Raw genomic sequence first — 11,742 nt, forward strand, 5'->3', positions numbered from 1 at the left:
AGGATGACGATGATAATAGACCTTGCAGCAGTTGGAAACCTTTACAAGGCTTCAATATGACCTCCTGAATGCAAAAAAGTTGAGCTTTTTTATGCAGCAAGCAGCTCTTTCGCGTTTGCCAGGGTATTTTTCGTCACTTCGCTACCGCCTAACAGGCGCGCTAATTCTTGCAAACGGGCTTTTTTATCCAGCTTATGCATCTGTGTTTCGGTTTCTGCGCCATCCGTTTGTTTACTGACAAAGAAGTGTTGATGGCCACAACCTGCAACCTGCGGAAGATGGGTCACACACATGACCTGAGTGGATTCCCCCAACTGACGCAACAGTTGACCGACAATCGCCGCCGTTGGCCCGCTGATACCGACATCTACTTCATCGAAAATGAGTGCTGGCGTATCCATTTTGCGAGCAGTAATAACCTGAATAGCTAATGCGATACGCGATAACTCGCCACCGGAGGCAACTTTAGCCAAAGGTTGCAAAGGTTGCCCTGGATTTGTGGTCACACTAAATTCTATACGGCTTGCCCCTTCTGCGCTGAGGTGTTCCGGCTCGAAATGCACACCAATGGCAAATCGGCCATGCGGCATAGAGAGCTGGTGCATGCTTTCGGTAATCAAGGTGGCCAGCTCTTCTGCATAATGCTGACGAGCCTGATGTAGCTGATTTGCCAATGCCAATGCGCGCTGATAGTGAAGATTGACCGTTTCGCTTAACTGTTCCTGATCGCTTTCCTGTTGCGAAAGGAGTTGTTGTTCATCCAGTAGCTGTTGATGAAGCTGAGGAAGTTCTTCCGGCGCAATGTGGTGCTTCCGAGCCAGATTAAGCTGGCGTGATAGTCGCTGTTCCAGTTCATATAGGCGATTCGGATCCATATCCAACTTTTCACCATAATGGCGCAATTCATCGCTTGCTTCGCTAATCTGGATCGATGCTTCTTCCAGCATATTCAATAAATTGTTGAACTGCTCATCCATGCCTGCCAGTTCGGTAATATGCTGTTTGGCGGTATAAAGCTGGCTGAGAATATTTTGTTGTTCATCATCAGAAAGCAACTGTAGAGCCTGCTGGCTGATAGAAATCAACTGACCGCTGTTAGCCAGACGCTTGTATTCAGCATCGATCTGCTCATATTCGCCCTGCACCGGCGCGAAGGCATTCAGCTCTTTAAGATGATATTGCAGCAGTTGATGACGAGCATCACGCTCAAGGGATTGCTTCTGATGCAAGGCCAGCGAACGGCAGCTCTGATGCCACAGTTGGTAGGCCGTTTTCATTTCAGCTAGCAATGCCGGTTGATCGGCATAGGCATCCAGTAGCTGTTTCTGGTGATCTGATTTCAATAACAGCTGGTGAGCATGTTGGCCATGAATTTGAATCAGGAGTTGCCCCAGCTCTCTTAGTTGAGAAAGAGGAACCGCAGTGCCGTTGATAAAGCCCCGCGAACGGCCATCGACCCCAATAGCGCGACGCAGCAGACATTCATTGCTGTCATCCAACTGGTGATGTTCAAGCCATGCGCGAGCAGTTGGGGTGTCTGCTAATGAGAAACGAGCGCAGATGTCGGCTCTGGAAGCGCCTAGACGCACCATGCTGCCATCTGCACGGCTACCCAAGCATAATCCTAATGCATCAATAGCAATAGATTTGCCTGCGCCGGTTTCGCCAGTAATTGCGGTTAATCCGGGCTGAAAATCAATTTCTAACTCGCGCACAATAGCAAAATTACTGATGGTCAGTTGGGCCAGCATGGTAAATCTCCTGTACATAAACACATGTCTGTATTTGAATACAGTATAAACTGGTTTTATATACAGTAAAGTGGCAAAATAACTTTTTAGAATAATTTTTTTGACCAACCCAACTTGGTGCTTAAGGTATTGAAATAGCTGTAGTCCTTTGGATGAATCAAATTCAGGTGGAAATCGCTGCGTCGAACCAGGACTTCTTCACCTTCCTGAATGGGTAGGGCGATCTGGCTGTCACAGCTCACTTCCAGATCGCTGCTAATCTTGGAGAATTTCAATCGAATGGTGCTGCTGCTGTTGATAACCAAGGGTCGCGCGGAAAGCGTGTGTGGAAACATGGGCACTAAAACTATGGCGTCCAGCGTCGGCGTCAATATCGGGCCGCCGGCGGAGAGTGAGTAAGCCGTAGAACCCGTCGGAGTGGCAATAATCAGGCCGTCGGATCGTTGGGAAAACGCAAAACGATCGTCGATATACACTTCGAATTCGATCATATGCGCGACTTTTCCGGGGTGTAGTACCACCTCGTTGATCGCGGTGCTCATTCTGCATTGTTGATTGGCTCGCCGAACCTGAGTTTCCAGCAAAAATCGCTGTTCGCTGAGATATTCGCCTTCCAGAACGTCAGAAAGTTGCTGTTGCGCGTTATCCGGGTCTAGATCAGTTAAAAATCCCAGATTTCCTCTGTTGACGCCAATCACTTTGATATCATATCGAGCTAAGACGCGCGCTGCGCCCAACATGTTGCCATCGCCGCCGACCACCACCGCCAGATCGGCTTTTTGACCAATTTCAGCCAGACTGCCGGTAACGGCGTTGGTTAAATTGAGGTCGCGGGCAATTTGCCGTTCAACCATAACGGCATAACCCTTGGATTTTAGCCAATGGTAGAGCATTTCGTGTGTAGCAAGAGCGGCCGGGTGACGTGGGTGACCGACAATACCAATACAGTTGAATCTTTTATTCATTGCCGTGGTTTTCCTCAGTAGAGCCTGTTTGTGCCCTACATTGTGACCGGTTCCCTTGAATCCCCGGTTTTGATCCCCATAATAAGCCAAGTAGCGAGATTAATGCTAAAACGCGGAGATATCCATGAGTAGTAAAGAACAGAAAACGCCTAACGAGCAAGTCTCGGAAGAAATGGAACAAGCAGTCGAGCAGCAAGCGGGAGCCGCACAAGAGACTAGTGACGGTGTTGATCCGCGGGTTGCAGAGCTGGAAACCCAATTGGCTGACGCCTTGCAGCGTGAGCGCGAAAGCCTGTTACGCGCGAAAGCTGAAGTTGAGAATATCCGTCGCCGTACCGAATTGGATATTGAAAAAGCGCATAAATTTGCGTTAGAGAAATTTTCATCATCCTTACTCCCGGTGATTGATAATCTGGAACGTGCTCTGGAATCAGCAGATCGCTCCAATACCGAATTGACATCAATGATCGAAGGTATCGAATTGACGCTGAAATCCTTACTGGATGCAGTGGGCAAATACGGTATCGAAGTTGTGGGTGAAACCAATGTGCCTTTCAACCCGGAAGTTCATCAGGCGATGACTATGCTTGAGTCTGCCGATCATGAGCCGAACCAAGTGATGATGGTGATGCAAAAGGGTTATACGCTGAATGGCCGTCTGTTGCGCCCGGCGATGGTTGCGGTTTCCAAAGCGAAAGCTTAAGGCTACCCAATCAAGCAAAAGGCACCTTAACGGTGCCTTTTTTACGAGTTCAATCAGGTAGTTGGAAATTTAGGTTGCCAGTCGATAGGCGCTAAATTCTGTTTTATCAATAGTTGATTGGCCTGTGAGAAGTGTTTACAGCCAAAAAAGCCGCGATGGGCGGAGAGTGGGGAAGGATGCGGGGCTTTCAAAATATGATGGCGCTGCGGGTCGATAATTTGCCCTTTTTTCTGCGCGTGAGCCCCCCAAAGTAAAAATACAATTCCTTCCCGATGCTGGTTTAATGCGGCAATCACCCGATCTGTAAAAGTTTCCCAGCCAAAATTGGCGTGTGAATGCGCTTTGCCACCTTCGACGGTGAGAACGGTGTTTAGCAGCAATACGCCCTGTTCCGCCCAGCTTTGTAAAAAACCGTGATTGGGGCGTTCAAAGCCGGGAATATCGGTAGCCAGCTCTTTATACATATTTACCAGCGACGGTGGCGCCGGTACGCCGGGCAGCACCGAGAAGGACAAACCATGGGCCTGATTTGGGCCGTGGTACGGATCCTGGCCGAGAATCACGACTTTTACCTGATCCAGTTCGGTTAACCGAAAGGCATTAAATACGTCTTTTTGCGGTGGATAGACGATTTTCCCCGCGTGACGTTCGGCGGCGACCTGAGCCAGCGTATTTTGGAAGTAGGGTTGTTGCTTTTCCTGACCAATTACGTCGTGCCAAGTGAGGGAGGTGGTCATGAGACTCTCCTTTGTTTTTGCTGAAAATTTATGTTGCTCAGCTTACCGGTTAGCGTTGAGCAGGGAAACTGTTAAAAGTTTACGGTGTAGATGTCGCTTAAAATAGCGCCAATTAATGTAATTTTTGTTGAAAATTTACAAAAATAATTGTTGCGTTGGTATTTGATAAAATTGATATAAAACATAAATTTGCCCACAGCTCGTAAAGTGCTGGGCTGTAAATCTTGATTTAAGTCAAAGAATAACGGTGATTTGACTGGTATATAGAACAATAAGAGAACAATGGTTTTACCAAATAACCAACGTCACTTTTCCATTCCTGGAATTTTAGCCGTATTACGGAGGCACCAAATGATTACTGGTATTCAAATTACTAAAGCTAACAATGAAGCCTTGCTGAACTCTTTTTGGCTGTTAGACGACGAGAAAAACGAACTGCGCTGCGTATGCGCTAAAGCTGACTATGCAGAAGATCAAATCGTTCCTGCTAGCGAATTAGGTCAGATTGAATACCGCGAAGTTCCGCTGGAAGTTCAGCCTACCGTTCGTGTAGAAGGCGGTCAGCACCTGAATGTTAACGTTCTGCGCCGTGAAACTCTGGAAGATGCTGTTAAACATCCAGAAAAATACCCGCAGCTGACCATTCGTGTTTCTGGCTATGCGGTACGTTTCAACGCACTGACTCCAGAGCAGCAACGCGATGTTATTACTCGTACTTTCACTGAAAGCCTGTAATTTATAGGGTTTTAGCCGTGAGAGTTTAATGAAAAGGGAGCTTTGGCTCCCTTTTTTATTGTGCGCCGTCTTTTCTAAGGTAAAGCCTGAGCGGCTTCACACTTTTCGGTATTCAATAAGTCATTCTTATCTTTTCTCATAAAGAACTCATCCGACCTGCCGATAGCCAAGTTACACCCGTTAGGTGTTCGCTTAATTTTGCTGTCGACAAGGAGTCGTAATGACTATGCCACTGAGTCTTTCCGTAGCTTCGCCGTTAAATACTCTGTCTAATCCAATTATTCCATCGAATTCGGTCAGAACGGCGAGCACTTCAACTGAAACTGAGTCAACTTTTTCTGCCGTTGTGACAGCCAAAAATGCGGTGTTTTCTGCTGCAACACGGGAAAGTAACGATCTCTATCAATCAATGGTTTCCGATCTTGGTTTATCCCGGAGCGAGCAGTCTGCGGCGCTAAAATCAGCTGAAGTGATAGGAAAGGGTAAAGCATCTCAGAAAAGCGATTACTCGCTGGCGCTGTTGGCTAAAGATGTTTATAGGCCAACCGGGGCTAATCTGGACGGATTCCAGCGTTTAAGTGATGCTGATCTGCTTAAAGCGGGTATCGATCCTGCTAGTTTGTCTGACCGCGCCTCTGGTTTTCAGGCTGGAATCTATTCGAATCAGCAGCAGTATGTTCTGGCTTTTGCCGGCACCAATGATATGCGAGATTGGCTGAGCAACGTTCGACAGGCCACTGGCTATGACGATGTTCAATATAATCAGGCTGTTGCCTTAGGTAAAACCGCGAAAATGGCCTTTGGCGAAGCCTTGGTGATTACCGGTCACTCGCTGGGCGGTGGATTGGCGGCAACGGCGGCATTAGCGACGGCGACCGTTGCGGTAACCTTTAACGCGGCTGGCGTATCGGATCACACGCTAAATCGTTTAGGGATCAATCCGGCTCAGGCAAAAAGTGAAGCTGAAAGTGGAGCTATTCGCCGTTATAGCGAACAATATGACATGCTCACTGACACGCAGGAATCGACGTCTATAATTCCGAATGCCATTGGCCATAAAATCACGCTGGCGAATAACGACAAGCTAAGTGGTCTGGACGATTGGTTGCCGCATAAACATCTTTCACGCAGTCTGGCTGCTCATAGAATTGATAAAGTTCTGTCTTCCATGAGCGAGCAAAAACCCTGGGAGTTGAAAAATGCCTGATAGAACACCGATGAACAGTTGCCTGCGGTATATTCGCTACACTGTTTGCGGTGTATTGATATCGCTTATGAGTTTTGAGGGATTGGCGATGACTGAGAGTAAAAATGTATTTAACGATCCACAAGTAACGCCGATTGCCGAAGCTATTTATCGTGGTGATGTCGCGCAGATACAGCAGCTCGCTTCTGAAAAAATCTTGCAGCAGCGGGGGGATCAATCGATCACTTTGCTGCAATGGGCGATCTTGAATCAGCAGCCGGAAAGCCTGGCTGCGTTACTGGAACTTCATGCCGATCCGTTCCAGCCCGGCTTGCAAGGCAACAGTGCCTTACATACTGCGGCGAGCGTTAAGGATGCTCATTATTTACAAATATTGTTAGATGGTCGGTTGAAACCGAATGCGCGCAATAGTATTACGTCGGCAACTCCGTTGGCTGCGGCGGTGATGGCTGGGCGAGAAGTGCAGGTGATGATGTTATTGGCTGCGGGTGCCGATCCTAACCTGCCGGATCGCCTGGGAGACACACCGCTGCATTTGGCTGGTAAAATCAATGCGCCAGAATTGGCGCTACGTTTGTTACAGGCCGGCGCGAATGCTGAGTTGCGTAATAAGCAGGGGGCTCATTTTCAGCAGTATTTTGCAATGACGCCGCAAAAACTACAGACCAATGAAATGCAGAGGAAATACCAGCAGTTGAATGAATGGCTACGGGCAAATAAACAGGCTGAATTATACCAGAAACAGCCTTGAGACTGCGCCGCAGCGATAGAGCAACGGCCGTGTGTTAAGTGCCTGTTTTGTAGATAAACAGTGTGGATTTAATTTGCTCGATTTTGGACGGAAATTGGGGATCTTGATGAAATTATCCTTCAGCAAGACAAAATCCGTGGATGAGTTTACCCATAAAAAAAGCCGCTTTAACAAGCGGCTTTTTGCTGTCCAGTGGAATAAACCTGCGCGTTAAGCGTCAGCTTTATTCTTTGGTTTACGGCGCTTACCGACATTTTTAGCATCGCGGTGGCGCACTTTAACCTTGGTTTTTTCTTTGTTGGCCGCCTTCAGCTCTTTACGCTTCGCTAAAACCTTTTTCGACGGTTTGCCGGTAGATTTGGCGCTTGGCTCTTTACTGGTTGGACGCAACTCGTCAATGACCCGAGGTTTCAGTGGTTCTTTCAGATAACGACCAATTCTGCCCAGCAATAAATGATCATGTGCTTCAACCAAAGAAATCGCCACGCCTTTGCGACCAGCCCGACCGGTACGGCCAATGCGGTGCAGATAGACGTCCGCTGTGAGCGGTAGGTCAAAGTTAAATACATGACTGATATCGTCGATATCCAGGCCACGAGACGCCACGTCCGTTGCTACCAATACGTTGACGCGACCATCGCTTAAACGAATAACCGCTTCGGTACGCTTGGCCTGAACCATTTCACCTTCGAGGAACCAGGCGTTAATACCGGCTTCACGTAGCCAGCTCACCAATTGGTGCACCTTTTCACGGGTACGCACGAAGATAATGGATTTCTGCACGTCCGGCTGTTTCAGTAAATGAACCAACAGGGCAGTTTTGTGTTCGATATTGTCTGCGCGATAGTACCATTGCTGGATTTTTTTACGCTCGCGGCGAGACGGATCGGCTTCCAACTCTACTGGCTCTTCGAGAATACGCTCGGCAAACTCGCGAATCGCTTCGCCTTCCAGCGTGGCTGAGAACAGTAATGTCTGCTTACGCCAGCGAGTTTCCGCGGCGATAGTTTCGATATCCTGCGCAAAGCCCATGTCCAGCATACGATCGGCTTCATCCAGAATCAGGGTTTCTACCGCACGGCAGTCAAAGTTCTCTTCTTTGATGTACTGCAGTAAACGGCCAGTGGTCGCAACCACGATGTCCTGGTTCTCGCTGAAGACTTCAGCATGGTTCATGTAGGCCACGCCACCGGTGATGGTCGCGATGTCTAACTGAGTGTGTTTGGCCAGTTCTCGGGCCTGATCGGCAACTTGCATCGCCAGCTCACGGGTTGGCGTCAGAATCAGGATGCGCGGTGGCCCGGATTTTTTGCGTGGAAAATCCAGCAGATGCTGCAAGGCTGGCAGCAAAAAGGCGGCAGTTTTGCCCGTACCTGTGGGAGCCGAACCCAATACGTCGCGTCCGTCCATAGCTGGCGGAATAGCCGCAGCCTGAATGGCGGTAGGGCGCTCATAGCCTTTGTCGCGCAGGGCGTCAATGAGGCGTTCGTCGAGATCGAGTTCGGAAAAATTGGTTACAGTCATGGTCTTCCTCTACTTGGGGCGCCGATTATAGACGGGTTAGCCGAATTCTTCACCTGTTTAAGCGGGAATGATGTCTTTTACCTTCAATCATATTGTCCTATGCTACGCCAGTTAAAGATTCTGGTGATTAATGTGAGCGAACAATTGAAAATAAAACCGAGTTTACGTCGCGGTGGTTTTACCTTTAAACAGTTTTTTGTGGCTCACGATCGCTGCGCCATGAAGGTAGGCACTGACGGAGTATTACTCGGCGCATGGGTACCGTTACAACAGGCTCGGCGCGTGCTGGATATCGGCTGTGGTAGTGGGTTGATTGCTTTGATGATCGCTCAGAGATCGTCTTCGGAAGTTTTGATCGACGGCGTCGAACTGGAAAGCGAGGCGGCGGAGCAGGCTACTGAAAACGCGCAGGCTTCTCCTTGGCACGATCGAATTCGTATTTATAGTGCCGATGTAAATGCATTCGCAGAACACCATCCTCATCAATATGATCTAATCGTCAGTAATCCGCCTTACTTTTCTCCGGCGGTGGCCTGCCGTGATGAAGCGAGAAATACTGCGCGTTATACCGGATCCCTGACTCACGAAGCGTTGTTGCGTAGCGCTGAACGATTGATCACGCCGGAAGGTCGCTTCTGCGTAGTATTACCGCACAGCATTGGTGAGGATTTGGCAGCGTCGGCCGTTCAGCAAGGTTGGTTTGTGCGGCAACAGGTTGATGTGCGAGACAGACCCGGTAAGTCATTGCACCGAATGTTGCTGGTTTTATCTCGTCAGGATGGAGAAAAGCTACATCAGCATTTACCTTTGCGTCAGGCGGAGGATGTGTATTCACCTGAATTTTGTCAGTTAATTGGTGATTTTTATCTTAACTATTAGTTGTGAAATATTCATTGTGACAAATAGATAAAGAAACTAAGGGCACTGAAGTGCCCTTAACAGAATACGGAAATATCAGGGTTGAAGGATGGTCGGGCGCGGATTTTCCAGTAGATCTGGATAATCGAGCGTATAATGCAGGCCGCGACTTTCTTTCCTTTCCATCGCACAGCGCACGATAAGTTCGGCGACTTGCACCAGATTACGCAATTCCAACAGGTTGTTGGAAATACGGAAATTCGCGTAATATTCGTCGATTTCCTGCTGCAAAGTATTGATGCGGCGCAGGGCGCGTTCCAACCTTTTGGTCGTACGTACGATGCCGACGTAATCCCACATAAATAGCCTTAATTCATGCCAATTATGTTGTATTACTACGCGTTCATCGGAGTTATCAACTCGGCTTTCATCCCACTCAGGCAGATGTTTGGCTAATTTGGCGTGGGGTAAACGCATCAAAATATCCTCAGATGCCGACCAGCCGTAAACCAGACATTCCAACAATGAGTTAGACGCCATGCGGTTCGCTCCATGCAGCCCGGTGTAACTCACTTCCCCAATGGCGTACAGCCCGTCCAAATCGGTTCGACCATGCTGATCGACCATCACGCCGCCGCAGGTATAATGCGCTGCCGGAACGATGGGAATAGCTTCCTTGGTCAGGTCGATGCCCAAAGACAGCAGTTTTTGGTAGATCATGGGGAAATGCTGCATCACGAATTCAGTTGGTTTATGGCTGATATCCAGATACATACAATCGGCACCCAGCCGCTTCATTTCATGGTCAATGGCTCGGGCGACGATATCTCGCGGTGCCAGTTCGCCTCGCGCGTCAAAATCAGGCATAAAGCGGGTGCCGTCAGGGCGTTTTAGGTAGGCTCCTTCACCGCGCAGCGCTTCGGTTAACAGGAAATTGCGCGCCTGTGGGTGGAACAGGCAGGTCGGGTGAAACTGGTTAAATTCCAGATTGGCGACGCGGCAACCGGCACGCCAGGCCATAGCGATACCATCACCGGAGGAAATATCTGGATTGGTCGTATATTGATAAACCTTAGCTGCGCCGCCGGTAGCCAACACCACGGCTTTAGCGCGATAAGTTTCCACTTTTTCCAGCTCGCGGTTCCAGACATAAGCACCCACGACCCGCTTGGTTCCCGGCAGGCCAATTTTATTCGATGTGATCAAGTCCACGGCATTGCGGCGCTCTTTCACTGAAATATTGGGGTGGGTGCTTGCTTTACCTACCAGGGTAGTCTCTACTTCTTTACCTGTAGCATCGGCTGTATGCAGAATGCGTCGGTGGCTGTGACCGCCTTCACGGGTTAGATGAAAACGTTCTTCGCCGCTGGCGTTGGTTTCGGTATCAAAGAGTACGCCCTGATCGATAAGCCATTGCACGCAGCTGCGTGCGTTACTGGCAATAAATTCGACGGCATCTTTATCGCACAGCCCGGCCCCGGCAATCAGCGTGTCATCAACATGTGAGCTGATACTGTCGGTTTCGTCAAAAACGGCTGCAATTCCGCCTTGAGCATAAAAGGTTGCGCCTTCGTTCAGCGGGCCTTTGCTCAGAACGGTAACTTTACAGTGTGGTGCAAGGCGCAGCGCCAGTGACAGGCCCGCAGCGCCGCTTCCGATGATCAATACATCGCTAACATGTTCTGATGATGATGACATAACGTATGATGTGTGCAGAAGAAGGGTGATTTTCATGGTAGCCTATCTGCCCGAGCAAAAGCTACGGGTATCAGATATTGAAAGGATATCGAAAGAAAAACAGGGCAATAGGGAACTTTGCTTTTTAATTAAACTCCAAGCAAGTGCTTGCTCAGGAAGGTAATGATATGACTGGCAGTACGATTTTTAGCGTGGGGATATATTTCGGGAGAGTTTGCCTCGGATGAGCGAGCAGTTAACGGATCAAATGCTGGTTGAGCGGGTCCAAAAAGGAGACCAACAATCGTTCAATTTACTGGTTATTCGTTACCAGCATAAAGTGGCGAGCCTTGTATCTCGATACGTACCTCAGGGCGATGTCCCTGATGTGGTACAAGAATCCTTTATAAAGGCTTATCGCGCATTGGAGTCATTCCGTGGCGATAGTGCTTTCTACACATGGTTGTACCGTATCGCCGTCAACACGGCAAAAAATTACTTAGTCGCTCAGGGACGTCGTCCACCATCCAGTGATGTGGATGCAAATGATGCTGAAAATTACGAAAATGCGGGCGCATTAAAAGAAATTTCGAACCCTGAGAACTTAATGTTGTCTGAGGAATTGAGGCAGATAGTTTTTCGTACCATAGAGTCACTCCCGGAGGATCTCCGGATGGCGATTACTTTGCGTGAGTTGGATGGTTTGAGCTATGAAGAAATAGCCGCCATTATGGATTGCCCGGTCGGTACCGTTCGTTCGCGTATCTTCCGTGCTCGCGAAGCTATCGATAACAAAGTTCAGCCGCTGATTCAGCGATAGCGGACACATAAAGG

General features: G+C 48.8%; 11 protein-coding genes. 6 read left to right on the forward strand and 5 right to left on the reverse strand.

What is annotated here, in order from left to right:
- Window positions 1-89: 89 nt before the first annotated feature.
- On the reverse strand, window positions 90-1,751 hold the full coding sequence (gene recN, locus ACQ4OC_RS04820) for a DNA repair protein RecN (protein ID WP_064516760.1): 1,662 nt from the start codon (window positions 1,749-1,751) through the stop codon (window positions 90-92).
- 86 nt (window positions 1,752-1,837) lie between these two features.
- The gene (gene nadK / locus ACQ4OC_RS04825; RefSeq protein ID WP_064516762.1) at window positions 1,838-2,716 is read right to left on the reverse strand and encodes an NAD(+) kinase; all 879 of its coding nucleotides are present in this window, start codon (window positions 2,714-2,716) and stop codon (window positions 1,838-1,840) included.
- Window positions 2,717-2,840: 124 nt separating this feature from the next.
- Between nadK and grpE the strand changes: the two genes are divergently transcribed.
- Window positions 2,841-3,419, forward strand: a complete 579-nt coding sequence (gene grpE / locus ACQ4OC_RS04830; RefSeq protein WP_064516765.1) for a nucleotide exchange factor GrpE — start codon at window positions 2,841-2,843, stop codon at window positions 3,417-3,419.
- A 53-nt stretch (window positions 3,420-3,472) separates the two neighbouring features.
- On the opposite strand, the gene ung is transcribed toward grpE, so the two are convergent.
- A complete protein-coding gene (gene ung / locus ACQ4OC_RS04835) occupies window positions 3,473-4,156 on the reverse strand; it encodes a uracil-DNA glycosylase (RefSeq protein WP_064516767.1) in 684 nt (227 codons plus the stop codon).
- 351 nt (window positions 4,157-4,507) lie between these two features.
- Here ung and grcA point away from each other — a divergent pair, with 351 nt between their 5' ends.
- The 3 genes from grcA (at window position 4,508) to ACQ4OC_RS04850 (ending at window position 6,849) form a co-directional block, all read left to right on the forward strand.
- Window positions 4,508-4,891, forward strand: a complete 384-nt coding sequence (grcA, locus tag ACQ4OC_RS04840; protein ID WP_064516769.1) for an autonomous glycyl radical cofactor GrcA — start codon at window positions 4,508-4,510, stop codon at window positions 4,889-4,891.
- A 220-nt stretch (window positions 4,892-5,111) separates the two neighbouring features.
- Window positions 5,112-6,098 (forward strand): DUF2974 domain-containing protein, encoded by a 987-nt coding sequence (locus ACQ4OC_RS04845; protein WP_064516770.1) that lies wholly within the window; start codon window positions 5,112-5,114, stop codon window positions 6,096-6,098.
- A gap of 88 nt (window positions 6,099-6,186) precedes the next feature.
- Entirely contained in the window at window positions 6,187-6,849 is a 663-nt protein-coding gene (locus tag ACQ4OC_RS04850; protein ID WP_064516772.1) for an ankyrin repeat domain-containing protein, read from the forward strand.
- A gap of 210 nt (window positions 6,850-7,059) precedes the next feature.
- Here the strand turns inward: ACQ4OC_RS04850 and srmB are convergent, their stop codons facing one another.
- Complete coding sequence (gene srmB, locus ACQ4OC_RS04855; protein ID WP_064516774.1) at window positions 7,060-8,373, reverse strand: ATP-dependent RNA helicase SrmB; 1,314 nt, start codon at window positions 8,371-8,373, stop codon at window positions 7,060-7,062.
- Between the two features lie 132 nt (window positions 8,374-8,505).
- On the opposite strand from srmB, the gene trmN reads away from it, so the two are divergent.
- On the forward strand, window positions 8,506-9,252 hold the full coding sequence (gene trmN / locus ACQ4OC_RS04860) for a tRNA(1)(Val) (adenine(37)-N(6))-methyltransferase TrmN (RefSeq protein WP_430970992.1): 747 nt from the start codon (window positions 8,506-8,508) through the stop codon (window positions 9,250-9,252).
- A 75-nt stretch (window positions 9,253-9,327) separates the two neighbouring features.
- On the opposite strand, the gene nadB is transcribed toward trmN, so the two are convergent.
- Complete coding sequence (gene nadB / locus ACQ4OC_RS04865; protein WP_179207930.1) at window positions 9,328-10,929, reverse strand: L-aspartate oxidase; 1,602 nt, start codon at window positions 10,927-10,929, stop codon at window positions 9,328-9,330.
- A 223-nt stretch (window positions 10,930-11,152) separates the two neighbouring features.
- On the opposite strand from nadB, the gene rpoE reads away from it, so the two are divergent.
- Entirely contained in the window at window positions 11,153-11,728 is a 576-nt protein-coding gene (rpoE, locus tag ACQ4OC_RS04870; RefSeq protein ID WP_004718098.1) for an RNA polymerase sigma factor RpoE, read from the forward strand.
- The last annotated feature ends 14 nt before the right edge of the window (window positions 11,729-11,742 follow it).

The sequence above is a fragment of the Yersinia sp. J1 genome, assembly GCF_050586585.1.
In the GTDB taxonomy this organism is placed as follows: Bacteria; Pseudomonadota; Gammaproteobacteria; order Enterobacterales; family Enterobacteriaceae; genus Yersinia; species Yersinia entomophaga.

Bases quoted from the DNA above. Each gene is read 5' to 3' on its own strand.
- recN (WP_064516760.1), bottom strand. From the start codon at position 1,751: ATGCTGGCCCAACTGACCATCAGTAATTTTGCTATTGTGCGCGAGTTA.
- nadK (WP_064516762.1), bottom strand. From the start codon at position 2,716: ATGAATAAAAGATTCAACTGTATTGGTATTGTCGGTCACCCACGTCAC.
- grpE (WP_064516765.1), top strand. From the start codon at position 2,841: ATGAGTAGTAAAGAACAGAAAACGCCTAACGAGCAAGTCTCGGAAGAA.
- ung (WP_064516767.1), bottom strand. From the start codon at position 4,156: ATGACCACCTCCCTCACTTGGCACGACGTAATTGGTCAGGAAAAGCAA.
- grcA (WP_064516769.1), top strand. From the start codon at position 4,508: ATGATTACTGGTATTCAAATTACTAAAGCTAACAATGAAGCCTTGCTG.
- ACQ4OC_RS04845 (WP_064516770.1), top strand. From the start codon at position 5,112: ATGACTATGCCACTGAGTCTTTCCGTAGCTTCGCCGTTAAATACTCTG.
- ACQ4OC_RS04850 (WP_064516772.1), top strand. From the start codon at position 6,187: ATGACTGAGAGTAAAAATGTATTTAACGATCCACAAGTAACGCCGATT.
- srmB (WP_064516774.1), bottom strand. From the start codon at position 8,373: ATGACTGTAACCAATTTTTCCGAACTCGATCTCGACGAACGCCTCATT.
- nadB (WP_179207930.1), bottom strand. From the start codon at position 10,929: ATGTCATCATCATCAGAACATGTTAGCGATGTATTGATCATCGGAAGC.
- rpoE (WP_004718098.1), top strand. From the start codon at position 11,153: ATGAGCGAGCAGTTAACGGATCAAATGCTGGTTGAGCGGGTCCAAAAA.